This is a genomic window from Leucobacter sp. NPDC058333, from assembly GCF_042726155.1.
Taxonomy (GTDB): Bacteria; Actinomycetota; Actinomycetes; order Actinomycetales; family Microbacteriaceae; genus Leucobacter.
Genome location: NZ_JBHXHV010000002.1, coordinates 318,968 through 344,154, shown reverse-complemented (window position 1 = coordinate 344,154; position 25,187 = coordinate 318,968). Strand labels below are relative to the sequence as shown.

Genomic DNA, 25,187 nt, shown 5'->3' with positions numbered 1-25,187 from the left:
CGGGCGCATCGACAACGTAGTGATGCGCGCTCCCCGGGTAGTGAGAGGGAAACCATTGAAGAAGACACTGATGTCTGCGGCCGCGCTGATGGGCGCCGCACTGCTGTTCACTGGCTGCGCAACCAGCAGCACGACGGGCTCCGGCGGAGACGGTGACGGGGGTGGCAGCGAGATCATGATCGGTACGACCGATAAAGTCACGTCACTCGACCCGGCCGGCGCGTACGACAACGGATCATTTGCGGTAATGAACCAGGTGTATCCGTTCCTGCTCAACAGCGAGTACGGCACCGCAGATGTGACCCCCGACATTGCTGAATCGGCCGAGTTCACCTCGCCCACCGAGTACACGGTGAAGCTCAAGGAGGGCTTGAAGTTCGCGAACGGCAACGATCTCACCGCGAGCGACGTCAAGTTCTCGTTCGATCGCCAGGTTGCGATCAACGACCCGAACGGGCCCGCCTCGCTACTCGGAAACCTCGACAGCGTCGAAGCGCAGGATGATCTCACGGTCGTCTTCAAGCTGAAGAACGGCGATGACCAAGTGTGGCCGCTCATTCTGTCGAGCCCGGCCGCTCCGATCATCGACGAAGACGTGTTCGCAGCCGATGCGCTCACGAGCGATGACGACATTGTCTCAGGCAAGGCGTTCGCCGGGCAGTACGAGATCACCTCGTACAAGCTCAACGAACTCATCGCGTACGCGCCGTACGACGGATACCAGGGCAACCTCGGCAAGCCTGAGAACAGCGGCGTCAACGTGAAGTACTACGCCGACGCATCGAACATGAAGCTCGACATCGCCGGTGGTGCGATCGACGTCGCTTTCCGCTCGTTGTCGGCGACCGACAACGACGAGCTGGCGAAGAACGACAAGGTCAAGCTGGTTGAGGGCCCCGGCGGCGAGACCCGCTACATCGTATTCAACTTCAACACTCAGCCCTACGGTGCTACCGCTGAAGACGCTGATCCGGCGAAGGCACAGGCCGTGCGCCAGGCCGCGGCCGATCTCGTCGATCGCGCGGCGATCGCGAAGGATGTCTACAAAGACACCTACAGCCCGCTGTACTCGTTCGTTCCAGACGGACTCACGGGAGCGACGGAGCCGCTGAAGGGTCTGTACGGCGACGGCGATGGTGGCCCCGATGCGGCCAAGGCGAAGCAGCGGCTCGCCGACGCTGGCGTCGAGACCCCGGTTGAGCTCAGCCTGCAGTACAACGGCGACCACTACGGTCCGTCGTCGGGTGATGAGTACGCCATGGTAAAGACGCAGCTTGAGAAGGACGGTCTCTTCAAGGTCAACCTGCAGCAGACCGAGTGGGTGCAGTACTCCAAGGACCGCACCGCCGACGTGTATCCGGCCTACCAGCTCGGCTGGTTCCCCGACTACTCGGATGCCGACAACTACCTGTCGCCGTTCTTCCTCAAGGAGAACTTCCTCGGGAACCACTATGACAACCCGAAGGTCGCAGACCTGATCGTCGATCAGCAGACGCAGACGGACGAGAAGAAGCGGATGGATCAGATCGGTGAGATTCAGGATCTCGTCGCGAACGATCTCTCGACGCTGCCGCTCTTGCAGGGCAAGCAGGTGGCCTACACGGGCACCGGCGTCGACGGCACGACCCTCGACGCGTCCTTCAAGTTCCGGTACGCACCGATCTCCAAGTAGCGCACATCGTGCCAGCGGGCTCCACCCTCGGGATGGAGCCCGCTGTCATGAACCCCGCGAAAAGGTTTCAATCATGACTGCTCCTGCTTCTGTCGTCGCAGCGCGACGCGCGCCGACGGGGGGTGGGCTCGGACGCTACGTTCTGATCCGCCTCCTGCTCATCATCCCCACTGTCTTCATACTCGTCACCGTCGTCTTCTTCTTGATGCGCATGACGGGTGATCCCATCACCGCGGCGCTCGGCGGCCGCCTCCCACCCGATCAGCTCGCGGCGCGCGTGCACGAGGCCGGCTTCGACCGCCCGCTGCTCGTGCAGTACTTCGACTATCTCGGCGGTATTTTCCGTGGTGACTTCGGCACCTCGATCACCGACAATCGCCCCGTTCTCGAGATTCTGTTCCAGTACGGCTCTGCAACTCTCGAGCTCGTCTTCTACGCACTCATCGTCGCGTTCGTGATCAGTATTCCGCTCGGTCTGATCGCCGCGTACCGCCGCGATCGTTGGCAAGACGCGGTGCTGCGAATCATGGCAATTCTTGCCTACGCCACCCCCATCTTTTTCGTCGGATTGCTGCTCAAACTGGTCTTTTCGGTGTGGCTCGGCTGGTTGCCGGTTGCCGGCCGTGCCAGCACGCGCACCGAACTCGTGATGGGCGGCGTCGATTCGTCGACGGGCCTGTATCTTCTCGACGCGCTGCGGCTCGGCGACATGGCGCTCGTTGGCGACGTACTCTGGCACGCCGTGCTTCCCGCCGTCGCGCTCGGCCTGCTTACGGCTGGTGTCTTCCTCCGGCTCATTCGCACGAACGTGATCGGCACGTTCGGTCAGCAGTTCGTGACGAGCGGGCGTTCTCGCGGCGTGAGCGAGTATCGACTGCTGACGAAGCACGCGTTCCGGCCCGCGCTGATCCCGATCATTACGGTGATGGGCATGCAGGTCGCGCTGTTGCTCGCCGGCGCCGTGCTGACGGAAACGACATTCGAATGGAAGGGGCTCGGCTTCATGCTCGCTGAGTACCTGAAGGCGCGCGACTTCGTCGCGGTGCAGGGCATCGTGGTGATGATCGCGGTGATTGTGGCGGTGACGAACTTTGTCGTCGACCTGGTCGCCGCCGCCGTCGACCCGAGGGTGAGGTACTGATCATGAGTTCACGAGACCTCCCCACACCCTCGACGGCCACACTGGCCGTCGCCGTGCCGAAGCGTCGGCGCCTGCGTGACCGGTTGCCGGTCGTGTCGCAGTTGCGCCAGAGCGTCGGCCTCCAGCGCGGCATGCTGATCACGGGCCTCGCCCTCACCATCGCGTTTGTGCTGCTCGCGCTGTTCGCACCGCTACTCGCCCCGTTCAGCTGGGCGCAGCAGTCGGTCGACGGTGTCGCGTTCGGCACGCAGCAACCGCCGAACTCGGTGAACCTGCTCGGCACGACTGTGTCTGGCTTTGATGTTCTGTCGCGCGTCATCTGGGGGGCGCAAACCGCGCTCTTCGTGATCGCTGCGGCGATCGTCTGCTCGATCTTTTTGGGTATCGCGCTCGGGCTCGTCTCTGGCTACTTCGGTGGTTGGCTCGACCGCATCCTGGTCGTGCTGTGCGACGCGATTTACGCGTTCCCGTCGCTGCTGCTCGCCATTGTGATGTCGATCGTGATCAGCCGAGGCCAGTCGACGCTGTTCGGCGGCATACTCGCGACCGCGCTTTCGATCACCGTCGTGTTCGTCCCGCAGTATTTCCGCGTGATTCGCGCGGAGGTGGTGCGCGTACGCTCCGAGCCATTCGTCGAGGCCGCGCGCGTGATCGGTGTGCCGACGGGCCGCATTCTCGTACGCCACGTGCTGCGCAACTCGGTGCGGTCGCTGCCTATCGTCGTCACCCTCAACGCCTCTGAGGCGTTGCTCACCCTTGCGGGCCTCGGCTTTCTCGGGTTCGGCATCGAGGCAACGTCAGCCGCGGAGTGGGGCTACGACCTCAACCGCTCGGTGGCCGACGTCACCAGTGGCATTTGGTGGACGAGCATCTTCCCAGGCATCGCCATCGTGCTGGTGGTGCTCGGCATCACCCTCGTGGGCGAGAGCCTGAACGATCTGTCAGACCCGCGACTGCGCCAGCGTCGCCGGGCGAAGGGGACGTCATGAATCGCATTGCTGAAATCACCGATCTTCGCGTGAGGTTTGCGACCGACAGCGATCCCGTCGACGCGGTCAAGGGCATCTCGCTTGCGGCACACGCGGGCGAAGTGCTGGCGATCGTGGGCGAATCAGGATCGGGCAAGACTGTCACCGCGAACGCGTTGCTCGGTTTATTGCCCGAAACCGCCACCATGTCGGGCGCCGTTGTGGTGCGCTCGCGCGCGGGTGACGAGACTGACGTCGTTCACGCATCGCTCGCCGAGCTGCGCAAGATGCGCGGCGGGGCCGCGGCAATGGTGTTCCAGGAGCCGTCAACCGCCCTGAATCCGGTCTACACCGTCGGGTGGCAAATCGCGGAGGGGCTGCGCGCACACCAGAACATCTCGAAGAAAGAAGCGCGCACGCAGGCAATTGACATCTTGCGTCGTGTGGGCATTCCTGACCCGGATCGGCGCATCGACGAGTACCCCCACCAGTTCTCGGGCGGGCAAAAGCAGCGCATCGTGATCGCGATGGCGCTCGTATTGAACGCTGGCCTGATCGTCGCCGACGAGCCAACGACGGCGCTCGATGTCACCGTGCAGGCAGAGATCCTCGAATTGCTGCGCATCTGTCGCGATGAATTTGGGGCGACAATCGTGCTCATCACCCACAACATGGGGGTGGTGGCCGATCTCGCCGACCGCGTCATCGTGATGTATCGCGGGGAGATCATTGAGGAGGCGCCCGTCGCCGAGCTCTTTGCGTCACCGCGCGAGCAGTACACCCGTGATCTGTTGGCGGCGGTGCCGCACGTGGGGCACGGTAAGTCGCGTACGCAGGCGCGCGAGACCCCAGAAGAGGTACTCGTCAGCGAGGCTGGGCGCTCCCGCGACACCAGCGGACACCTCATCGTCGCCGATAACGCGCAGATCGGGTATCCGTCGCGCTTCGGCCGGGGAGCGGTAGTCGCGGTACACGGCGTTGACTTCTCGGTCGGACCTGGTGAGGTCGTTGGGCTTGTGGGGGAGTCGGGGTCGGGCAAGACGACGATTGGCCGCGCCATCGTCGGCCTAACGAAGGTTGTCGACGGATCGCTTCGGGTGCTCGGGCACGAGATGCGCGACGTTAAGCAGCGCTCGCTCGCACCGCTGCGGCCCGATATCGGCTTCGTATTCCAAGACCCGGCGACCAGTTTCAACCCGCTGCTCTCAATCGCGGAGTGCATCGCCGAACCGCTGATCGTGCACGGCCGCGCGGCTAGCCAGGCGGCCGCGCGCGTGCGCGTAAACGAACTGCTCGACGCGGTGCGGCTGCCGACGAACTTCGGCGATCGGTTCCCGCACGAGCTCTCAGGTGGGCAACGGCAACGTGCCTCACTCGCACGCGCGCTCGCGCTCGATCCGAAGCTGCTCATCGCCGATGAGCCCACGAGTGCGCTCGACGTGTCCGTGCAGGCAACGGTGCTCGAATTGTTCGTGCAGTTGCAGGCGGAGCTCGGCTTCGCGTCGCTCTTCATTAGCCACGACCTTGCGGTCATCGACGCGGTTTCCGACCGCATCATCGTGCTGCAGCAGGGGCGCATCATGGAGCAGGGCACCACAGCGCAGGTGCTTGGCAACCCGACGAACCCGTACACGCGGGAGCTGCTCGCGGCGATTCCGGTGCCTGACCCCGTTGAACAGAGACGCAGGCGCGAGGCATCGCGGGCGCTGCGGGCTGGAGCGTAGACACCCAAAGTGAAGAGGGCCCTGGCGCGCGTACGCCCGGGCCCTCTTCACACAGTTCAGCGTGAATTCGCGGGTTGACCCGCTAGGATAGTGCGTCGGCGTCTTTCGGCGTCACCCGCGGGGCGATCCCGCTCCGTGGCCGGCATCCCGCCGCGCCGACGCCACCTCGTCTCGTTAGGACTCTACTACTTATGGCTCTCGCCACCCGCGAAGACCTCCGCAACGTCGCCATCGTCGCACACGTCGACCACGGCAAGACCACACTCGTCGACGCCATGCTGCGTCAGACGAACTCCTTCGACGCACACTCAGAGGTTGATGATCGGGTCATGGACTCGAACGACCTCGAGCGCGAGAAGGGCATCACCATTCTGGCCAAGAACACGGCCATCACCTACGAGGGCAAGCACTCGGACGGTAAGCAGATCGTCATCAACGTCGTTGATACCCCGGGCCACGCCGACTTCGGTGGCGAGGTTGAGCGCGCACTCTCGATGGTCGACGGCGTTGTGCTGCTCGTTGACGCTTCCGAGGGTCCGCTGCCCCAGACCCGCTTCGTGCTGCGCAAGGCGCTCGAGTCGAAGCTCCCCGTGATCCTTGCGGTCAATAAGACCGACCGCCCCGACTCGCGCATCGAAGAGGTCGAGGGCGAAGCCCAAGACCTGCTGCTCGGTCTCGCATCGGACCTCGCAGAAGATCACCCCGACATCGACGTCGACGCTGTGCTCGACGTGCCGACCGTGTACCTTTCGGGTCGCGCGGGCGCTGCATCGCACGATCGTCCGAGCGACGGCGAGCTGCCGAATAACCCGGACCTCGAGCCGCTGTTCCAGACCATTCTCGAGCGCGTGCCCGCGCCGAAGTTCGACGATACGTTCCCGCTGCAGGCGCACGTCACGAACCTCGACTCGTCGCCGTTCCTCGGTCGCATCGCGCTGCTGCGCGTGCACCACGGCTGGATCAACAAGGGCGAGACCGTCGCGTGGGTCAAGCACGACGGCACCGTTCAGAACGTGCGCGTGACCGAGCTCATGCTCACCAAGGCACTCACGCGCTTCCCGGCTGAGAAGGCTGGCCCCGGCGACATCGTGGCCATCGCTGGCATCGAGAACATCACCATCGGCGAGACGATCGCCGATGCAGAAGACGTGCGCCCGCTGCCGACCATCACGGTCGACGAGCCCGCGATCTCGATGACCATCGGTGCAAACACCTCGCCGCTCGTCGGCAAGGTGAAGGGCCACAAGCTCACCGCGCGCATGATCAAGGACCGCCTCGACCGCGAGCTGATCGGTAACGTGTCACTGCGCGTGCTTGACGTGGGTCGTCCCGACGCGTGGGAGGTGCAGGGCCGTGGTGAACTCGCGCTCGCGATCCTCGTCGAAAACATGCGTCGCGAGGGCTTCGAGCTCACCGTCGGCAAGCCCCAGGTGGTCACCAAGGAGGTCGACGGCAAGAAGCACGAACCGTACGAGCACCTGACCATCGATACGCCCGAAGAACACCTCGGCGCGATCACCCAGCTGCTCGCTGCTCGCAAGGGCCGCATGGAGAACATGGTGAACAACGGCACCGGCTGGGTGCGTATGGAGTTCATCGTTCCGTCGCGCGGCCTGATCGGCTTCCGCTCGGAGTTCCTCACCATCACGCGTGGCACCGGCATCGCGAACGCGATCTCGCACGGTTACGCCGAGTGGGCGGGCCCGATCACGACCCGTAACAACGGTTCGATCGTTTCTGACCGTTCGGGTGTCGTCACGCCGTTCGCCATCATCAACCTCCAGGAGCGCATGAGTTTCTTCGTGCAGCCCACCGAAGAGGTCTACGAGGGCATGGTCATCGGCGAAAATTCACGTTCGGAAGACATGGACGTGAACATCACCCGCGAGAAGAAGCTCACCAACATGCGCTCGGCCGCGGCCGACAACTTCGAGTCGATGACGCCGCCCCGCCGGCTCACGCTCGAGGAGTGCCTCGAGTTCGCTCGCGAAGACGAGTGCGTTGAGGTCACCCCCGAGTACGTGCGCATTCGCAAGGTGGAGCTCGCAGCCACCCTGCGCGCACGCTCGGCTTCGCGCCTGAAGAACCAGAAGTAACCCGGTTCGATTTTTGGCCGAGGGCCCCGGTTCACGCTCACGCGTGGCCGGGGCCCTCGTCGTTTTAGGCGCTGGTGACGGCCGCTCCGCGGTCGTAGGATCGGGGCATGTCGATCATTCACCGCACCACTCTCAGCCCCTCAAAGTACGAGCTGCTCGCGGCCTGGCTGCCGCAGCAGAACTGGTTCGCGGGCGACGCCAGCCGGCTTGAGCCGATCGGTGCGTACCGCTTCGACGACCCGGAGGGCGAGGTCGGTATCGAAGGGCATCTCTTCACGGCCGGTGATCGAACGGTGTACCACGTGCCGTTGACGTACCGCTCGGCTGTGCTTGAAGGCGGCGAGGAGTTCGTGGTGGGCGCGATGCAACACGGGGTGCTCGGCACACGGTACGCGCTTGACGCGGTGGGCGATCCGGTCGCCCGAGCGGTGTTTGCGGGCGCGATGCTGCGCGGCGACGCGGGCAGTCGCGAGTTCACGCAGGACGCCGATGGCACCTCGACTGAGCGTGAGCCGTCGGTGCGCGTGCGCGGTACCGGGGGAGACGCGCAGGCGATCAGCCCGGAGCTCGCAGCGGTGCACGTGGCACAGGAGGGTTCCGCGACGGTGGCCGAAACCGAGTTCGCACTGCTGGCGATCAATCGAATCGTGTCGGTGGATGCCGGGGCCGACCCGGAGGGCACCCACAGCCTGCGCGGCAGCTGGGACGGGGTAAGCGGGGCACTGCTCGCGTCGATCCGGGTGTAACGGGCGCTCGCCACACGTGCTCGCGGATTTTGCGAGTGCCGTGCCGTGCCGGGCCGTGCCGTGCCGCGACACGTCCGGGGCTTGGCCGTTTTCGTATTCGTGAGGGAAGCCGCTAGAGTATTCCTTGCGTGAAAAACGCAATCGGGATGTGGCGCAGCTTGGTAGCGCACGTCGTTCGGGACGACGGGGTCGCAGGTTCAAATCCTGTCATCCCGACCACGAAAGTCGCGGAAACCTCACGGTTTCCGCGACTTTTTAGGTTGTGGAACTTGATACAGTCACGTAAAAACCATGTGATTCCCGACCTTACTCCGCCGACCCCTGGGTCGATGTCTAGTCTGTGCCAAGCGCCTCCGGTCGTTCCCGAACGGTGCGGACACGGCTCACCTGACGGGGCACGAGCTTGGGTGGTGCCACGGGTACCCGGTGCACCGCGGAGCCGAGCTACTGGCGAAACACCGGGCACGAGTTGAGCAGGTGGTGCGTTCGGGGCCAGCACGAGCGCCCGAGTCATCGATCGAACGACCCACGGGGTGGCCGATGCGAGCACGAACGAAAACACCGCGACCGCAAGCAACGTCGGCATTGAATGCTGTGGGAGGAGGGAGCCGAGAGCCACAGAGAACGTCAGCGCGAGGAACTGAGCCAAGAGCCAAAAAGACACCAACACAGCTTCCACCCCTCATGCTCGCTGCGTGCTCCAATGATTTTTGGTAGCTTGCCGGCACTTCCGAATGCGCGTGTCGAGCCGTAATTCCACTTCCAGCGAATCCGGCAGAACGCCGCCTGAATAGCCATCTCAACGTGCTACTGCCACGCCTCGCCGGCGCCCTGCTCAAGAGCTGCCACGCGTCTTGCAAGTGCGGTCCAAACTCGGCTTCGTGTGGGTGTCGGTGGTCTGTGAGATCCTTTTTGTGACGGAAGAAGGACGAGAACATGGCTAGTGGTTTCAAGATCAACAAGCAGGGCATCAGGCAGATGACTCGTGAGCTGGAACGTGAGTTCGCGAAACATCCGGTTCGCGTTCCTGTCGCGGCTGATCCGTCAAATCTGATCCTTGGCAGCGGGACGACGGTAAACAACTACCATGGGCCAGTTGTCACGGTGAACGGTGACAACGCGCAGCTCGTCTGGAACGCAGATGGTGACGTCACTCAGAATAATGATCATGCTCAGCAGATCGCACCCGGCTACGAGAACATCGCTCGTTCCCTGACAGACTTGATAGCGAGCCTCGCAACACTCGATCTAGGGGATGACGAGAACGAAGCAAAGGGGCAAGCAGAGAAGGTACTCGCGGAGGTCGTGAAGCCGGATCCAGACAAGGGCGTGGTGAAGCGGGGATTGACGATGATCAAGGGTCTCCTCGCTCCGATCTCCGCAGGTGTGTCAGCTGGCGTGGCTGACGAAGCAAGCGAAGCTGCTCGCCATGTGATCGACGCGCTCAGTACTGGTCTTCCTTTCTGACCGATCCTAGGAACTTCCAGCCTTGTGAGACCTCGACCCCTATCCGGCCACCACCGCCCGAACCCCGGCTACACCCTCAACTGCGAAGAGCCCCCAAATTATTGGGCAGTCGCCGTTCCATCAGGAACAGGAGCAATGTAGCAGGGAGGAGGGCCCAAGTTTCCTGCTCCGCGCTCATCGCTAGGAAAGGTTCGATTCATTGTTTAATTCTGCATTCGATGCTGCTTTTTACAGGAGTGCAAGATCCTGGACCTGTCTCGTCTGCTGGAGATAGAACCGGCGAGGTATCAGTACGCTCGGCGCGTGGTATGCCAGTTCAGTCCAGCTGTATCGAGCGGACATCGACTATCTCGGCCGGTTCCTGCGAGTCGCCCTGCGCAGCGGAGTTGCTGAGGGTCCAGATCGGCCAGTTTTTGAACTGATCCTTTTCGTCAGCGGTGAGGTTGGAGAAGCAATAGGCGGCTTCTTCCTGATCTCCCAGAAGTAATGCGCAGGCAACCTCCATATGACCTGCTCCCAGAGGCTGCTCTCTCTGTATTTTTCGCCTGAGGCTGCGTACCATGTTTTTGATTTCGGGACTGAGCGGTTTACGACGATGCATGATCTGCCAGCGGTTGATGAGATGGTTGGGCGCCTCACCGTCTCTTGAAATGATCCACTCGTTAAGTCGTTCGGCGCTCCCGAGAAACTCGTACTTACGTTGGTTTTCCGTGTCGGCAGTCGAGAGGAGACGAAGTACCATCTGAGTCGCCATTGAAATGGCCTCAGCCTGGTTCTCGAGAACTTCGTATGCTTTGACTACCTCATCAAGGTGAAGATTTAGTACCAGGGGAAGGTTGTCTCGGTCAAGTATCTCGTAGACCGTTACCGGCATTTCCTCGCTTTCCCCGTTCTCGAGTTCCCTGCGCCCGATTTTGATGAGGTCCCTGTTTTCCGCAGCGAACGGATCAAAGCACCGCCAGGTTCCTGGTGTCGAGCCTGGTAGAAACACCAGCATGAGTTTCCAATGCCCGATGTTAGGCATGAGATAGCTGATCCGATCTTCCGATCGAGTGAACTCTTCTTTCGTAGTGAGTGCTCGATATATTCGTTGAAGCTCCGCATGCTGCGAGTCATCGATTTCGGAGTACTCGACAATCTGTGTATCGACCTTTAGCAGTTCGAAAAGCTCCGAGAGCTTACGAAGGTACGCCAGATGGGCAATCTGCTGATCGTCCTCGCCGTCTGGAACCTCAAACTCAGATGCGGCTTGACCGTCGATCATGAGGGGTTTCTGGTCCACGAGGGCAGCGTAGAACTCAAGTGTCTGCAGCCGTGTGGGGAAACTGCTCACAGACGTGAAGTTGGCGTTCATGGATTGGAGCCCATCCATATAGTGCAGGACCAGTGTGATGCCGTCTGAAAGTGTGAGCTGAAGATGTTCTTCATCGATCTTTTGTACCGTAGCTTGAGTGAATGAGACGTCACCGCAAGATACCGAGATGTCGATTTCCTGCGGTGAATACAAGCCCGGGTAGATATGAAGTTCACCGCCAATGGGAAGCGACAGCCCGTCGTGCGTGTTCAACACGAGCGTGTGGTCACTCAGTCCGGGGATCAGCGCCACCGGCGAGTCAAAACCCAGGGGCTCTGCTGTATGCACGGTGATGCTCTTCATCTGAGGCAGCAAGGCGAACACGCCCTCAGAACTTGGTCGCTCCGCTTTGGCTTTATAAGCGACTCGAACGATACGTTCAATCTCAGCTGCGTCACTAGGGAAGGGCTTGATCGCTACCGAGATCTGTTTCGTGGTCGGTGCAGCGCGGTCCAGGATGCGCTCGATGGCTGCCGGGGAGAGAAAAGCATAGTATGGCACCCGGTCCCCGGTGTTGCGGTCAATCGAGACCGCGAAATATAGGACTCCCGAATTGTTCATGTAAGCCGTGAGGTCGGTTCGAGAGATCGGATATGACTTGCGGAACTTTCCCCGCTGAGGTGTGAGCTTGCCCTTGACCTGCACATCGACACTTCCGACCCATTCCTCGTTGCTGCGGAGGATCCCGTCGTAAATGTCGATCTGACCATCGATCAGGGGCGTTTTATCGTTGCTGTTGATCAGAGCTTTCAGACGGGGACATTTGCCTATCAGCGAGTTGATCTCAGCGACGGCGAGGATCTCGTTGTCCATAACACAGATCTTCTCAGGAGAGTCATGGGGTAGCCAACACGACCAGCCGTGGAGAAGATCAGATCCCGCGTCACTTGTTGAGCTGCGTTGCTTGGAGTAACGCAGATCTCATGGAACCCAACCGCGACGATTCTGAACCGACAGGTTCAGTTCGGAAGTGGTGCGACGCTAGATCCCTACCAATGCTAGGAAGTCGTAGTCATCTGCGTGGCCTCGAAGGTAATTCTGATCAGAGGTTCTGACGGATGTGGGTTTGAATTGTCTCCCAATTTCAAGGGCAGGACGCTACTGAGCGACCAGCGGGGTTCCGGGTCTTTTGGGCTCAGCTGCTAGTTCGCTCGGCCCGACCCTGAAGAGTGACACTCAGAGGATGCCAGAATTTATCGCATGACCCCTGAGCTTCTGAATCAGCTGCGACGAGATTGGTTCAGTGAAGTAAGCCGAAAGGTGCTTCCCCCAAGGGTTTTGGCACGTTTCGCCGGGCTTTCTGACTTGGAACCGATCACCTGTTGCACCGTTGTCCTCGGCGTCGGGGCAGGGCACCTCCTCGGCGTGGACGTTGCAGATCTGACCTTTGGAAACCTGCTCACCGAAGATGAGGCCACGACCCTGGTGAACACTGGGTGGCGCGGTGGCGATGTGGATCCCGATTTTGCTGCGTGGCTGATGCCATCGATACTGTCCCTGCTCTGGGCAGCTCGGCGCTATGAGAATTGGGAAGACTCTGAGATCGGTTCGTGGTTCGCGGGTTCACATTTGGAACGCCGCATTTCGGAAGCGTGGGGAGAGGGCTGGGCCAGGGAACGGGACTTCGAATCGCGCCTCGCGATACGAGGCAGTGACTCGCCGGATCATCAGTCGATGGACGAACTCTACACCTGGCTGTGCGTCGAGCAGGCCGGCGCTGACTGGTTGATGACCTTAACTCCCCTTGAAGCGCGGTTGCTCGGTGCGGATCCGGCGCGTGATGCGGCCCGCGAAGCTTTGGAGAGCGCTCGCGTCGATCTTTATCTCTGGTTGTCAGCTCCGGGCTCTTGGCCTAGGTCCCCCGGAGACATGACTCCAAGATGGCTTCGGGATACTGTCGCGACAGGGGGTGCGAGACTCTGGCGAGCATCCACTGGGTACGTGTTGACGCTCACGGTCGTCGTCGAAACCAACCGAGATGAGCGAAGCCTGCAGCGGTGGTGCTACCAACCGGACATAGGTATACAGTTTCCGGCTGATTCATCTGTCGACCTGTTCATGGTGCTTGACGCCGATGACGATCCAGCTTATTTGCCCTTTAGTTTCGCTTATGACGACTATCGCACGGCTCAGTAGTTGGACGTCCTCCTGGAGGTCGGGCTGGTTCGCGTGGAGTTCTATCGCCTGCGTGAAGACGGTGAACTTCGCCATCTCTGGAATTTTGGGCTGCCGATGGGCCAGCTCGAGCCGCTTCGTGAACATCGTGCTCAGTGGAGCGGTGTGATACGCGGTCGTTTCGATCTTCTTCCTTCGCCGATCGAACTCTTGAAGATGATCGATCAGCGCCAGCGCGCACTCTTCGAATCGACCATACCGCTTGCAGAAGCTTCCGTTTCTGAAGCCCCCGTTTCCGGGGCCTGGAGCCGTCGTTTGCAGGTTCTTGAGGATGCCGCACAGACTCATGCGGGTGGCGGATTGATCGATGAAAGGCTGCTGTCTGAATCGGAGGAAGAGCTTCGGCTTGCGGAAGCCACCACGCCTCGCATGACGTGGCATCCGGACCCCGTGTGGGTGAAAGAACGTGAAGCGCTCCTGCACATCTCCGTAATGGAAGACACCGGCTGGTTCTCGGCGGCAGTCGTATACCGTACTGGGGCTGGTGACCTACGTGGGAACATGCTGGATCTTGCGGCTGCACACTTTGAGATAGCGCGTAGCTACACGACCTTGGGTGAGTCTCTGATTGAACTGCTCGCACCGCTGCGCCTTCTCCTCGATGAAGGAGTTTCTGATCTGCTCATCTCGGCGGGGCTTGGTGCCTACGACTTACCCATTCACGAGGCTGCTTTGCGTATGGGATTTCGTTCGGCGACGTACTCGCACTCGCTTCGTCCTCTGCAGTCGCTTCCAGCCGATGTGAAAGAGAATGCGTGCGCTGTTCTTGGGTACGCGGGCGCTGGCGCGGAATACCTTGGAGCCGCGGCGGCCGAGCTTGACATCGTGCGCGCACTCACCGGCGGGCACTCGCTATCAGATTGGCGGGGTCAGTGGCCACGAGTGCTTCACGTGGCGGGACACGGTATCGCCGGCGCCAGAGAATATGAAACGGGGATCAGGCTTGCGAACGATGTGCTCTCAGCGCCAGGCATCCTGCGATCTGTCGATGCGACGAAAACTCAGCTGGCGTTCTTGTCTGCATGTGAGTCTGGGCTGGGCGTGTTCCGACCTGGGCGAGTTGCGCGATCCGTTCCCCTCGACGTCGCAGCACTGGAGAAGGGGTGCCGGACGGTCATATCGACATCAGCGCCGGTGAACGACCACATCGCCCTTATCTTCGCGACGACCTTCCATCACCACTTTTCTGCGGGAGAGACTGCCTGGGAGAGCTACCTGGAGACGCGATCGGTATTCGCAGGAGACGGCTTGACTGTTCCGGATGAGGTGGCGAGCCGATTGGATACTGCATTTCCGGGCTGGCGGACTCCATTGTCAGCACAATCGATGGACACCTGGCACCTCTTCCGTTTTTCTGGCGATCGAGAGACTCGATCTCCTTACGTGGATAGAGAACCAGATCGGTGGGTAAGTCCTCGACAGTAAGGCCTGCCCTCACCCCGGATCCAGGCCACACTCAGCCGATCGATGCGCTTCCACGCATTCGGTTTGAGTCCAGTCGCGTCCCCACTACGAGAAACCGTGAGCCTGATTCTTGGAAGTCGAAGCATGGTCGTGGCTTTAGGTGCGGCGGAAGCAAGCTCGGCAATAGACCACGCAAAAGCCAGGGAGGCGGGTTCTGGAAAACCGAGGTCAGTGCCCAACATTCCTGGACTTTGCTTTCGCCTCTGCATGCCGCTGGTAGTACTTTGGGCTCAGCTTGAGTTCTGAGTTCACGCTGATCTGGTTTCCAGCGCGGCGGAGATAATTCCTGTATACCTTGTTTTCTGCGAGATACGTGATCGGTCGACCCGCCCACACGAGTGAGGCGCAGGTCAAAAACAGCAGATAGTTGTCCCCGAACGGCTCCCAGGGTTTGGACCGGACAGCTGGCGTCGGCCCTCCGGCAGGGTCGGGTTCAAAATACAGCTCAAGCAATCGAACACCAGCATGGCTGAAACCACTCAGAGCGCGGTAATACACATAAGCGTCTGCGCTACCGGGTGCGAGATCTTCGCATATCAGGTCGAAGCGTTGAGCATTGTCAAGAGAGGCGCTGTATGCTACGACATCTGCATCAGCGATTGACTCAGCGTTGTTGCGGAAAGTTGCGGACATGGCCTTTCGGAGGCTGATCTTCATACTGCGGTTGTTCAGTGCGAATTCGTGAATGAACGCTTTCACCGCCTCGACACCTTCGCTCACACGGACGTGAGTGCACACTCGTAAGCCGGGCGAATAAGCGGGATCGCGCTGAGTATGTGCCCATTGTCGAGGAGGAGGCGGATTGAGTACGCAGTTTCGTAGGCGTGGCGGCTCAGACCGAGCACGGACTCCATCCGGGCAATGTCGATGGAGTTAATCCGCTGCCCTCGGCGTGCCTTTGGCTGCGTCAAATCACGTGGGTCACCGTGTTCCTCCCACGCCTTGATGAGTTCATCCAGCAGTGCTCGGAGCGCTTCGAAATCCGTGGGAAGATTCATCGAAGTTGCCTACCTGTCTTCCCACTCCGCTGAATCCAGTGCCTGCATTAGAGCGGGTTCGTTGTATGCGTCAGGGATAGGCATGCGCTGTACGGCGGCGATGGCGCAGCGGCGGAGCGCGAGTGATATTGATCCACGATCTTCGTGAGCGTTCGCGTATCGCAAGATTGACTCATGCTCTGTGAGAACCTTCTCGGGCAGAACGTCGCCGACAAGCCCACCGGGATCGGCCCTTACGCCGGAGCGTACTGAGACGTCTGGCTTTAGCCGCACTCGGTACAGCCAGAACTTGCTATTTTCGTCCGCCTGATTGCGCCGCCGACGTTCCATATTCTCCAGCGCTGATGTGAGTGTGCCAATGTGTAAGAGTTTGCGCCGCTGCTCCTCCTGCCATCGCTCAAAACGGCCAGCGGGGAGCAGGCGGCGCATGCGACTTTCTGCCGCTGCGTCGAGTCGGGCACCCGGATCCCACGCCTCACTCGGCCAGTCAGGCTGAGTCGATGTATGGAACCAGTGCTGTGCACGCACGTCGACATCGCGCCCAGTATCTGAGGTGTCAGAAGTAGGTGATTCATTCATGGCTCGAACCATACAGCTGACCGGCGACATTCACGGCGATGCATTCCGGCACATATGAACGAATCACGTAAACGATAGAACTGAAGCGCTCTGGGTTTAGTTCAGATCTCTATACGAGAATGAGGAATACCATGCCCAGAAAGTGCGATCCAGAACTCAAGGCCCGCGCGGTCCAAATGGTAACGGAGGCATTGTCCGAGCATCCGAACAGGACGAGCGCGGTTCGACATGTCGCTGATCTTCTCGGCGTCGGTCACGAAGCGCTGCCCACCTGGTACCGGCAGTTCGAGATCGACGCCGGTGCCCAGCCAGGCGTCACGACCGATCTCGCGGCCGAGAACAAGCGCTTGCAGCGCGAGAACGCGGAACTGCGGAAAGCGAACGAGGTCTTGAAGGCCGCGTCGGTGTTTTTCGCGAAGGAACTCGACCGCCCACGAACGAAATGATCGCGTTCATCGACGAGTACCGTGATCGTTTCGGGGTCGAGTTCGTCTGCCGGACCCTGCATGTGGCTGTTCGTGGGTTTCTCACGTCTCGCGGCTATCGGGCAGCGAAGACCAGGCAGGCCTCGGCGAGGCAGCTGCGTGACGAGTTGCTCATCCACGAGATCCAGCGACTGCATGCCGAGACCTACAGCGTGTACGGGTTTCGGAAGATGCGCTCCTCAACCGCGAAGGGTGGCAGATCGGTCGGGACCAGACCGGCAGACTCATGCGGCTCGCGGGAGTTCGGGGAGTCACGCGCAGTGCGAAGGCGTTCACGACCCGCCCGGGTCGTAGGCAGGAGTTGCCCGGGGATCTCGTGAACCGCGCCTTCAGCGCGGCCGCTCCTCGCTGTCTCTGGGGCGCCGATATCACCTATGTCGCGACCTGGTCGGGGTTCGCGAACGTCGCGTTCATCACCGATGTGTACTCGCGAAGGATCGTCGGTTGGAACGTAGCTGCGACATTGAAAGCGGACGTGCTGCCGTTGCAGGCGCTGGACATGGCGGCCTGGAACAGTGGTGGGGATCTGACCGGGGTGACGCACCACTCAGACCACGGATCGAACTACTTGTCGCTGGTGTACAGCGAACGCGTGCGAGAGCTCGGCGCGCTGCCCTCGACGGGCTATGTCGGCGATAGTTTTGACAACGCTCTCGCGGAGACCGTCAACGGGCTCTACAAAGCTGAACTGATCCGCAGGCGGGGCTCGTGGCGCACGGTCGAGGAAGTCGAACTCGCGACCCTCGAGTACGTGTGGCGGTGGAACCATCAGCGCCGCCATGAAGCGCTCGATTACCGCACCCCGGTCGAGGTTGAGAACACCTACTATGCTGAACCCCGTCAGCCTGTGAGCAATGCCGGTTGACAGACACCCGGGACGGAACTATACCCAGAGCGCTTCAAACAGCAAGCATCCAGGCCCTGCCAAAGTGCTCGACGACCACAAAGATCGACCCGCGAAGCCCGCACTGCCAGCGCTCAGTGAGCCAGACGGAATCAGAGGGTTCAGTGCAGAGGAAGGCCTCTGGGTACACGCTGACGCCTCGTGCAATGCCTGCCACGCAAGGTGCTATCCACTCATTTTGGCCGGTATCCCAGAAAGGCGACTTGCGCGGAATCAAGAAGAACCCCGGAGGCTTCACCGCTCATGTCGGGAGAGTCCAGATCCGGGGACTACACGCCTAGTATAGGCGCTTTGACGGCAGACGGCGACCTTCAGTTCGAGGCACTCGAGGCTGCCATTTCTGTCGGTTGTCTGGGCACCTATCTCGGCGAGGTGGGCGGCGATCGAATGCTTGCCCGCGAGCTCTACGCGTGGGATCGAGATGTTGCTGCCGCCATGTTTGCGGACATCACGATCATCGAAGTGGCACTTCGCAACTCGATCCACGACGTGCTTGCGGCGCATTTCGGGGAGCGCTGGTACGAACTGGGTGGCATGCCGCTTGTTTGGCGCGCCACTACGAACTTGCAGAAGGCATGGGAGCGGCTGCCTGCTCATGATCGAGCGAACCCTGAGCGACCCGCTGTGCCGGGCAAGCTCGTGGCGCGACTCATGCTCAGGTTCTGGCGTGATCTCTTCGACTCGGGCGGCTACGTAGGTAAGGAGCCCAGACGGGTCAAGATCGACTATGAGCAGAACTGGCGCACAGTGCTGCACCGCGCCTTCCCGGGCGGGCGCCTTACGGCCCAGAACATGGGCGAAACCTATTCTCGCGACTGGGTGCTCCGACAGTTCGACATCGTTCATGCGGTTCGCAATCGAGTCGCGCACCACGAGCCGTTGCTGCGGGGGTTCCCGCTGCCCGGGCAAGGATCAGAACGCCTCACCGCGGAGGAAGGACATCTCGCCTGTCTCAGGCCGGCGAACATGATCGATTTCAATCTCGCCGACTGGCTCCGAAACAACTCGAAGGTGCCGAGTCTGATGGCGAGTCGGCCTGGTCGATAGGCCACGCACAACCCATGAGAATCAACCGTGACGGCCCCGAATCGACCGGCTACACTCAGAACTGGCGCAGCGCCACATTTCCAAGCAACACGAGGGAACCGTAGCCATCCGCATGGTCTCGAAATCAATTTTGATCATGGATTTTGATGGACGGGGTCGCAGGTTCAAATCCTGTCATCCCGACCACGAAAGTCGCGGAAACCTCATGGTTTCCGCGACTTTTTAGGTTGTGGGAACGTGCCGGGCGATGTCCGGGCGCCCGCGTCATCATGCTGCGGCTGCTCGGCGACGTTCATACAGGGCAATTCCTGCGGCCACCGAGACGTTCAACGATTCGACCGGTGAGTGCATGGGGACTGTATAGCGGTGCTCGGCGAGAGCGTCGAGCATGCGGGAAGCACCGGCTCGTTCAGAGCCCATGAGCATCGCGATTCGGCCGTCGACACCCGCGATATTGCTCAGCGGTTGAGCAGGCTCTGACGTCATGCTCGCGAGTGGAATTCGTTCGGAACGGATGAACGTTTCGAGCTCGCTCGCTGTGGCAATGAGTACCGGGATCGTGAACATTAGGCCGCGGCTTGCTCGAATCAGGCGTCGATCGTAGGCGGTGGTGATCCCGCTGTCGAGGAGTACGACGCCGGCCGCATTGAATGCGCATGCCGTACGAATGATCGCTCCGATGTTCCCGGCGATCCGCACGCCATCAAGCACGAGCAGGTCGCCCTGGCGCGCCGCGACATCGCGCCAGGAGGCTGGCCGCGGCGCGCGTACGAGGGCGAAGATGCGCGCGTGCTTGTCTCGCCCGAAGAGGGACCGCAACAGGGCGTCGGCAAGGATGTGCAGTTCTGCACTCGGAGCGACGGTCTGCAGGTCTGCAGCTCGGTGGCATTCCGTCGCCGATGTGTACACCGCGATGACGCGGACGCCAGCACGAACGGCTTGAGCGATGTTCTCGACATCGTCGATGAGCACGGTTCGCGGGCGGGATGACCGAGAGCGGAGCACGTCGGCTACGCGAGCAACGGCGGGATGACGCACACTGTCAATGGCATCACAGGTACGCGCATCCGCTGTGGCGAAGGCATTGAAGGTGGTCGCGCTGGTCATGTTTCCAGCGTCGAGCCTCACGCCGCGTGAGGGTCAAATCCCAGCTATTCCCACTTTGCACTGGCTGGGTCGACGCCGTGCACTCGGACGGCCGCGTAGATCGCTTCACACAGCCACACCCTCAGACCGGGTTCGGTCGCATCGAGGGAGTCGCGGAAGCGAGGATCATCAACGTACATGCGACCGAGAACCGCGTGCATTGACGGGGTGCACGAATACAGGCTCCCGATCATTGCTCGATGCCGCTCTGCTAGCGCTCTCCCGTGCGTGCTCGCTGGTGCAGTGCCAGATCGCATAGCGGCCGCGACCTCGTCGTATAACGCCTCGCCTGCGCGGTGCAGTTCCGTTCGCTCTGACGCGGTGAGAGCGGAAGCGTTCTCCTCGAACTGCCGCCACTCGTCTGAGCTGCCCCAGCGGTCACGAGCCTCGTCGGCCCACTCGTCCCTCCAACCGCGGCCAAAAATCTCTGCCTGCTCCCGAACGCTCACTGTTGTCCCAGAGATTCTGAAAGCGAGAGTCTGGTCGACGGCCGCGGCCATCCTGCTGAGGTTCGTGATCTGCACATCCAGGAGGCGGCGCTGCTCGCGGAGGTGCTGTGCCACGTCAACTTCGGGGTCGTCAAGTATTTCTGCGATCTGCGCCAGGCTGAACCCCAGCTCCCGGTACACGAGCACCCGATGCAGGCGGCCGATGTCATCGGAGGAATAGCTTCGGTAACCGGCGGCGGTGCGGCTCGACGGTGTGATGAGCCCGATCTCGTCCCAGTGGTGCAGGGTTCGCACGCTCGCCCCGACCAGGTCGGCGACCCCGCCAACGGTCAGTCCGCTTCCATCACTCATGCCGTCACCTCCGGGCATCGTCGTCAACATTCTCGCAGGAGGGCGAACGCGCGCGCCGGACGAGAGTCGTGAGCTGAAAGAGGGGCTCCCGAGCATTTCGCAGATCAGTAGGTGGCTGAAATAAAAGAACCCCGAGGGCTTCACCGCTCTAGTCGGGAGAGGCCCTATCCGGGGACTACGCCTCCAGCATAAGCGATATGACAGCAGACGACGAGTCTCGATTCGCTGCACTCGAAGCCGCGATTTCTTCCGATCGTTTGGGAACCTATCTCGGTGAAGCGGGCGGCGATCGTGTGCTTGCCCGAGAACTATACGTATGGGATCGGGACGTGGCAGCCGCCATGTTTACTGTCAGCAAACGGGCCTCCACCAGCCGGGTCCCTACACACTCCCGCCGAGCTCGCCCGTGAGGCGGCGGTGCATGGTCTGGCTGTCGGGGTTCATACCGACGAACTCGACCGTCGCTCCGTACTGCGCGTACTTCGTCTCGATCGCATCGAGCGCCGCGACGGTCGAGGCGTCCCAGACGTGCGCGCCCGTGAGGTCGATGACGACGTGTTTGGGGTCACGGTGGTATTCGAAGAGCGTCGTGAGGTCGTTGCTCGAGGCAAAGAAGAGCTCGCCGGTGACGGTGTAGTGGGCGAGGGAGCCGGCGATCCCGCCCTCGCTTCTGAGTTCGCGCCGCACATCCACGACGCGCGCCACCCGCCGCGCAAACAGCACCGAAGCGATGAGCACGCCGCCGATCACTCCGATCGCGAGATTGTGCGTCGCGACGACGAGCGCGACGGTGGCGAGCATCACGAGCGTTTCGCTCTTCGGAAGCCGGCGCAGGGTCGCGGGCTGAATTGAATGCCAGTCGAACGCGCCGATGGAGACCATGATCATCACGGAAACGAGTGCGGCCATGGGGATCAGTGCGACGATATCGCCGAGCGCCACAATGAGCACGAGCAAAAACACTCCGGCGAGGAACGTCGAGATGCGGGTGCGGGCGCCCGACGCCTTCACGTTGATCATCGTCTGGCCGATCACCGCGCAGCCGCCCATGCCGCCGAACAGTCCCGACGCCATGTTCGCGACGCCCTGACCCCAGCTCTCTCGTGTTTTGTTCGAGTGCGTGTCCGTGATTTCGTCCACGAGTTTCGCCGTCATCAGCGATTCCATGAGCCCGACGAGAGCCATCGCGAACGCGAACGGCGCGATGATGGTGAACGTCTCCCACGTGATGGGCACATGGGGAATGAAGAGTTCAGGCAGGCTGCGGGGCAACTCGCCCTGGTCGCCGACGGTCGGTACCGCGATGCGCGCAACGACGACGACGAGCGTGACGACGACGACGGCGATGAGGGGAGCGGGGACGACCTTCGTGAGCTTCGGAAACAGCACGAGGATCGCGATTCCCAGCACCACGAGCGGGTAGACGGGCCAGGGCACGCCGATGAGGTGCGGCAACTGCGACAGGAACACGAGAATGGCGAGCGAGTTCACGAACCCCACCATGACGCTGCGCGGAATGAAACGCATGAGCTTGGCGACGCCCAACACCGCAAACAGAATCTGGAAGATGCCGGCCAGGATCACCGTGGCAATGAACATGTCCATGCCGTAGGTGGGAGCGACTGGTGCGATCACGAGCGCCACAGCACCGGTAGCGGCAGAGATCATCGCCGGCCTACCGCCCACAAACGCGATGGTGACCGCCATGATGAACGACGAGAACAGGCCGACCTTCGGATCGACGCCCGCGATCACCGAAAATGCGATCGCCTCGGGAATGAGTGCGAGGGCGACCACGATGCCCGCGAGTGCCTCGCGCGTCAGTAAGCGGGGCGAGCGAAGTGCGGTGAGCACCGAAGGCTCCGCTCGGTAGCGGACGCGTTCTGCTGCAGGTGTGCGGTTCACTCGACCACTGTAGTCCTCTCCGCTTATGCGTTTCATGCTGCGTCGCGGCTGGTCAAGGGGGAGCGGGCCTCGACAGCGCTGAGTAGACTTCGGGTGAACCGCTGGGAGGTGCGATGACCGGAATGCAGGATCTGACCGGAGGGCGCGAGCTCGTCATGGTGTCGAACCGATTGCCCGTCGACCGGGTGATCGAGGCAGACGGAAGTACGTCGTGGCGTGCGTCGCCGGGCGGGCTGGTCACAGCCGTTGAGCCGATCGTCGAGCAGCTTGGTTGCGTCTGGGTCGGCTGGGCCGGGGCTACCGACGAACACATCGATCCGTTCGAGATCGGACGCATGCGGCTTGAGCCCGTCGACCTCTCGGCCGACGATGTCGAGCTCTACTATGAGGGCTTCTCGAACGGCACGCTGTGGCCCCTCTATCACGATGTCATCGCCCCGCCCGAGTTTCACCGGCAGTGGTGGGACCGCTACGTGAAGGTCAACCGTCGCTTCGCCGAGCGGGTCGCCGAGACCGCGTCGCAGGGCGCTGTCGCCTGGATTCACGATTATCAATTGCAGCTCGTGCCTGCGATGCTGCGCGAGCTGCGACCCGATCTCACAATCGGGTTCTTCCTGCACATTCCTTTCCCGCCGCGAGGTCTCTTCGAGCAGCTGCCGTGGCGGCGCAGCATCATTCAGGGCTTGCTCGGCGCCGACGTGATCGGCTTCCAGCGCGTGCCCGACGCCATTAGCTTCCGCACGATCGCGGAGCGCTACACGCACACCCAGGCACTCGGGAACACGATGGTGCTGCCCGCGACGACTGATGCTCCGGGCCGTACCGTGCTTGCGCAGGAGTTCCCAATCTCGATTGATGCGGCCGCGTTCGCCGATGTCGCTCGGCGCCCCGAGACGCAGGCGCGTGCCCGAGAGATTCGCGCCGAACTCGGCGACCCGAAGACCGTGATGCTTGGCGTCGACCGGCTCGACTACACCAAGGGCATTCGTCACCGCCTCAAGGCGTTTGACGAGATGCTCGCCGACGACGAAATAGACGCGTCGAATATCGTGCTTGTGCAGGTGGCGAGCCCGAGTCGCGAGCGTGTCGACGCCTACCGCCAGCTGCGAAACGAAGTTGAGCTGACCGTCGGCCGACTGAACGGTGAGCGCGGCACCATCGGCCACTCGCCACTCGTCTACCTGCACCGCGGCTACTCGCGGGAGGAGATGGTGGCGCTCTACCTCGCAGCCGATGTACTTCTCGTCACACCACTTCGCGACGGCATGAACCTCGTGGCGAAGGAGTATGTGGCCTGTCGCGAAGACGAGCGCGGCGTGCTGGTGCTCAGCGAGTTCGCTGGCGCGGCCGACGAGTTGAAAGACGCGCTGCAGGTTAACCCCCACGACATCGAAGGGCTCAAGGCCGCGTTCTTGCGCGCCATGCACATGCCCGCGGAAGAGCAGCGACGGCGCATGCAGGGCATGCGCCGAGCGGTGTACGACAACGACGTGGCTCACTGGGCATCCGCGTTCTTGGGCTCGATGACCTCGATTTCCGAGGCGCGGGCCACCGCGCAGGCGAGCGGGGCTGAGGAGGGTGCGACCGGGCCGGTATCGCTCGTGCCGCAGGCATTCGTACCGCGCAGCGTCGGCGATCGATTGCGTCGTATCGCGACCGCATCGTCGCTGCTCGTCGCCACCGATTTCGACGGCACCATCGCGCCGATCGTGCCGCGTCCGCAAGACGCGCGCATGCTGCCCCGCGCGCGGCAAGCGCTCGAGATGTTGAGCGCAGCGCCCGGAGTGCGCGTGGCGCTCCTCACCGGCCGGTCGCTCGACGGCCTCGCCCAGACGGGCGCCGGTGGCGAAGGCTGGATCATCTCGGGATCACACGGCTCCGAGCTCACGGGATTCGATGTCTCAGGCATCGTGGGTGCGAGCGGATTCGGTGAACCGACCGATGACGAAACCGAGCGCCTGAACAAGATTACGCGTCGGTTTGAGCGTGTACTCGGATCTGAACCTGGGGTGCGGCTCGAGCGTAAACCATTCGGCATTGCCGTGCACACGCGCGAGGTCACCGATGCCGAGCACGCCCGTGAACTGCTCGCTGCGGCGGTTGAATTCGGCGTCGCTGAGGGGCTGCACGTGCGCGAGGGCAAGCAAGTGCGTGAGTTCTCGGTGCGCGCCTCCGACAAGGGGGCGGTGCTGCAGAGTATTCGCGACGCGCTTCCCGTGGGTCCCGTGCTGTTTCTCGGTGACGACGTCACTGACGAAGACGCATTCAAGGTGCTCGGCCCCGACGACCTCGGCATCAAGGTCGGCGATGGTGACACGGCTGCAACCGGTCGCGTCCCCGATCCGGCTGCTGTGGCAGCCGTGCTCGCGCGCCTGGTGGAGTTGCGCACGGGCATCGTCATCGGCTCCGACTGACGTCGGCCGCAGTGGTCGGGGTGCTCGTCGCCCGGGCTGACGCGTGGCAGGTTACCTCTCCCTGAGACCGAGTCGGACGCTAACCGACGCTCACCTGCGAAA

At 61.9% G+C, this 25,187-nt stretch carries 19 protein-coding genes, 1 tRNA gene, 1 pseudogene and 1 other annotated feature; of the genes and pseudogenes, 13 read left to right on the top strand and 8 right to left on the bottom strand.

Features of this window, described 5'->3' with window-relative positions; all coding sequences use genetic code 11:
• The first annotated feature begins 70 nt into the window (after positions 1–70).
• The 8 genes from ACFWHR_RS09390 to ACFWHR_RS09355 all read left to right on the top strand — a co-directional run bounded on the left by ACFWHR_RS09390 (position 71) and on the right by ACFWHR_RS09355 (position 9,814).
• Entirely contained in the window at positions 71–1,672 is a 1,602-nt protein-coding gene (locus ACFWHR_RS09390) for an ABC transporter substrate-binding protein (protein ID WP_382448039.1), read from the top strand.
• 73 nt (positions 1,673–1,745) lie between these two features.
• Positions 1,746–2,813: an ABC transporter permease gene (locus tag ACFWHR_RS09385; protein WP_382448038.1), complete on the top strand. Its 1,068-nt coding sequence runs from the start codon at positions 1,746–1,748 to the stop codon at positions 2,811–2,813.
• Positions 2,814–2,815: 2 nt separating this feature from the next.
• The gene (locus ACFWHR_RS09380; RefSeq protein ID WP_382448037.1) at positions 2,816–3,802 is read left to right on the top strand and encodes an ABC transporter permease; all 987 of its coding nucleotides are present in this window, start codon (positions 2,816–2,818) and stop codon (positions 3,800–3,802) included.
• Positions 3,799–5,505: a dipeptide ABC transporter ATP-binding protein gene (locus tag ACFWHR_RS09375; protein WP_382448036.1), complete on the top strand. Its 1,707-nt coding sequence runs from the start codon at positions 3,799–3,801 to the stop codon at positions 5,503–5,505. Before ACFWHR_RS09380 ends, ACFWHR_RS09375 begins: the two co-directional genes overlap by 4 nt.
• 191 nt (positions 5,506–5,696) lie before the next feature.
• Positions 5,697–7,601 (top strand): translational GTPase TypA, encoded by a 1,905-nt coding sequence (gene typA, locus ACFWHR_RS09370; RefSeq protein WP_382448035.1) that lies wholly within the window; start codon positions 5,697–5,699, stop codon positions 7,599–7,601.
• Between the two features lie 107 nt (positions 7,602–7,708).
• The gene (locus tag ACFWHR_RS09365; RefSeq protein ID WP_382448034.1) at positions 7,709–8,347 is read left to right on the top strand and encodes a hypothetical protein; all 639 of its coding nucleotides are present in this window, start codon (positions 7,709–7,711) and stop codon (positions 8,345–8,347) included.
• A 142-nt stretch (positions 8,348–8,489) separates the two neighbouring features.
• Positions 8,490–8,566: transfer RNA gene (locus ACFWHR_RS09360), tRNA-Pro, on the top strand.
• 717 nt (positions 8,567–9,283) lie between these two features.
• On the top strand, positions 9,284–9,814 hold the full coding sequence (locus ACFWHR_RS09355; protein ID WP_382448033.1) for a hypothetical protein: 531 nt from the start codon (positions 9,284–9,286) through the stop codon (positions 9,812–9,814).
• A gap of 316 nt (positions 9,815–10,130) precedes the next feature.
• Here the strand turns inward: ACFWHR_RS09355 and ACFWHR_RS09350 are convergent, their stop codons facing one another.
• Positions 10,131–11,981, bottom strand: a complete 1,851-nt coding sequence (locus ACFWHR_RS09350) for a hypothetical protein (RefSeq protein WP_382448032.1) — start codon at positions 11,979–11,981, stop codon at positions 10,131–10,133.
• A 387-nt stretch (positions 11,982–12,368) separates the two neighbouring features.
• On the opposite strand from ACFWHR_RS09350, the gene ACFWHR_RS09345 reads away from it, so the two are divergent.
• Together ACFWHR_RS09345 and ACFWHR_RS09340 are read left to right on the top strand one after the other, a co-directional pair.
• Positions 12,369–13,304 carry a hypothetical protein gene (locus ACFWHR_RS09345; protein WP_382448031.1) on the top strand — a complete coding sequence of 312 codons (936 nt, stop codon included), beginning with the start codon at positions 12,369–12,371 and terminating at the stop codon, positions 13,302–13,304.
• A complete protein-coding gene (locus ACFWHR_RS09340) occupies positions 13,305–14,768 on the top strand; it encodes a CHAT domain-containing protein (RefSeq protein ID WP_382448030.1) in 1,464 nt (487 codons plus the stop codon).
• A gap of 207 nt (positions 14,769–14,975) precedes the next feature.
• Here the strand turns inward: ACFWHR_RS09340 and ACFWHR_RS09335 are convergent, their stop codons facing one another.
• From ACFWHR_RS09335 to ACFWHR_RS09325, 3 genes are read right to left on the bottom strand one after another with little or no spacing between them, the layout of a single operon-like run.
• The gene (locus ACFWHR_RS09335) at positions 14,976–15,527 is read right to left on the bottom strand and encodes a hypothetical protein (RefSeq protein ID WP_382448029.1); all 552 of its coding nucleotides are present in this window, start codon (positions 15,525–15,527) and stop codon (positions 14,976–14,978) included.
• Positions 15,524–15,805: a hypothetical protein gene (locus tag ACFWHR_RS09330; protein WP_382448028.1), complete on the bottom strand. Its 282-nt coding sequence runs from the start codon at positions 15,803–15,805 to the stop codon at positions 15,524–15,526. Before ACFWHR_RS09330 ends, ACFWHR_RS09335 begins: the two co-directional genes overlap by 4 nt.
• 9 nt (positions 15,806–15,814) lie before the next feature.
• Positions 15,815–16,384 (bottom strand): hypothetical protein, encoded by a 570-nt coding sequence (locus tag ACFWHR_RS09325; RefSeq protein WP_382448027.1) that lies wholly within the window; start codon positions 16,382–16,384, stop codon positions 15,815–15,817.
• 131 nt (positions 16,385–16,515) lie between these two features.
• Here ACFWHR_RS09325 and ACFWHR_RS09320 point away from each other — a divergent pair.
• Positions 16,516–17,734, top strand: a pseudogene (locus ACFWHR_RS09320) (IS3 family transposase).
• Positions 16,788–16,903: a sequence feature (AL1L pseudoknot), on the top strand. (Overlaps the previous pseudogene by 116 nt.)
• Positions 17,735–17,768: 34 nt before the next feature.
• Here the strand turns inward: ACFWHR_RS09320 and ACFWHR_RS09315 are convergent.
• Positions 17,769–17,930 carry a hypothetical protein gene (locus ACFWHR_RS09315; RefSeq protein ID WP_382448026.1) on the bottom strand — a complete coding sequence of 54 codons (162 nt, stop codon included), beginning with the start codon at positions 17,928–17,930 and terminating at the stop codon, positions 17,769–17,771.
• 134 nt (positions 17,931–18,064) lie between these two features.
• On the opposite strand from ACFWHR_RS09315, the gene ACFWHR_RS09310 reads away from it, so the two are divergent.
• Positions 18,065–18,820, top strand: a complete 756-nt coding sequence (locus ACFWHR_RS09310) for a hypothetical protein (protein WP_382448025.1) — start codon at positions 18,065–18,067, stop codon at positions 18,818–18,820.
• A 267-nt stretch (positions 18,821–19,087) separates the two neighbouring features.
• Here ACFWHR_RS09310 and ACFWHR_RS09305 read toward each other — a convergent pair whose 3' ends face one another.
• From ACFWHR_RS09305 to ACFWHR_RS09295, 3 genes are all read right to left on the bottom strand, one after another.
• Positions 19,088–19,927 carry a TrmH family RNA methyltransferase gene (locus ACFWHR_RS09305; protein WP_382448024.1) on the bottom strand — a complete coding sequence of 280 codons (840 nt, stop codon included), beginning with the start codon at positions 19,925–19,927 and terminating at the stop codon, positions 19,088–19,090.
• A gap of 44 nt (positions 19,928–19,971) precedes the next feature.
• Positions 19,972–20,766: a MerR family transcriptional regulator gene (locus ACFWHR_RS09300; protein WP_382448023.1), complete on the bottom strand. Its 795-nt coding sequence runs from the start codon at positions 20,764–20,766 to the stop codon at positions 19,972–19,974.
• Positions 20,767–21,147: 381 nt separating this feature from the next.
• Complete coding sequence (locus ACFWHR_RS09295) at positions 21,148–22,707, bottom strand: SulP family inorganic anion transporter (RefSeq protein WP_382448022.1); 1,560 nt, start codon at positions 22,705–22,707, stop codon at positions 21,148–21,150.
• A gap of 77 nt (positions 22,708–22,784) precedes the next feature.
• On the opposite strand from ACFWHR_RS09295, the gene ACFWHR_RS09290 reads away from it, so the two are divergent.
• On the top strand, positions 22,785–25,085 hold the full coding sequence (locus ACFWHR_RS09290) for a bifunctional alpha,alpha-trehalose-phosphate synthase (UDP-forming)/trehalose-phosphatase (protein WP_382448021.1): 2,301 nt from the start codon (positions 22,785–22,787) through the stop codon (positions 25,083–25,085).
• The last annotated feature ends 102 nt before the right edge of the window (positions 25,086–25,187 follow it).

What these genes read in the sequence shown, in the direction of transcription:
- ACFWHR_RS09390 (WP_382448039.1), top strand. Translation starts at nt 71, where the DNA reads ATGTCTGCGGCCGCGCTGATGGGCGCCGCACTGCTGTTCACTGGCTGC.
- ACFWHR_RS09385 (WP_382448038.1), top strand. Translation starts at nt 1,746, where the DNA reads ATGACTGCTCCTGCTTCTGTCGTCGCAGCGCGACGCGCGCCGACGGGG.
- ACFWHR_RS09380 (WP_382448037.1), top strand. Translation starts at nt 2,816, where the DNA reads ATGAGTTCACGAGACCTCCCCACACCCTCGACGGCCACACTGGCCGTC.
- ACFWHR_RS09375 (WP_382448036.1), top strand. Translation starts at nt 3,799, where the DNA reads ATGAATCGCATTGCTGAAATCACCGATCTTCGCGTGAGGTTTGCGACC.
- typA (WP_382448035.1), top strand. Translation starts at nt 5,697, where the DNA reads ATGGCTCTCGCCACCCGCGAAGACCTCCGCAACGTCGCCATCGTCGCA.
- ACFWHR_RS09365 (WP_382448034.1), top strand. Translation starts at nt 7,709, where the DNA reads ATGTCGATCATTCACCGCACCACTCTCAGCCCCTCAAAGTACGAGCTG.
- ACFWHR_RS09355 (WP_382448033.1), top strand. Translation starts at nt 9,284, where the DNA reads ATGGCTAGTGGTTTCAAGATCAACAAGCAGGGCATCAGGCAGATGACT.
- ACFWHR_RS09350 (WP_382448032.1), bottom strand. Translation starts at nt 11,981, where the DNA reads ATGGACAACGAGATCCTCGCCGTCGCTGAGATCAACTCGCTGATAGGC.
- ACFWHR_RS09345 (WP_382448031.1), top strand. Translation starts at nt 12,369, where the DNA reads ATGACCCCTGAGCTTCTGAATCAGCTGCGACGAGATTGGTTCAGTGAA.
- ACFWHR_RS09330 (WP_382448028.1), bottom strand. Translation starts at nt 15,805, where the DNA reads ATGAATCTTCCCACGGATTTCGAAGCGCTCCGAGCACTGCTGGATGAA.
- ACFWHR_RS09325 (WP_382448027.1), bottom strand. Translation starts at nt 16,384, where the DNA reads ATGAATGAATCACCTACTTCTGACACCTCAGATACTGGGCGCGATGTC.
- ACFWHR_RS09305 (WP_382448024.1), bottom strand. Translation starts at nt 19,927, where the DNA reads ATGACCAGCGCGACCACCTTCAATGCCTTCGCCACAGCGGATGCGCGT.
- ACFWHR_RS09300 (WP_382448023.1), bottom strand. Translation starts at nt 20,766, where the DNA reads ATGAGTGATGGAAGCGGACTGACCGTTGGCGGGGTCGCCGACCTGGTC.
- ACFWHR_RS09295 (WP_382448022.1), bottom strand. Translation starts at nt 22,707, where the DNA reads ATGAAACGCATAAGCGGAGAGGACTACAGTGGTCGAGTGAACCGCACA.
- ACFWHR_RS09290 (WP_382448021.1), top strand. Translation starts at nt 22,785, where the DNA reads ATGACCGGAATGCAGGATCTGACCGGAGGGCGCGAGCTCGTCATGGTG.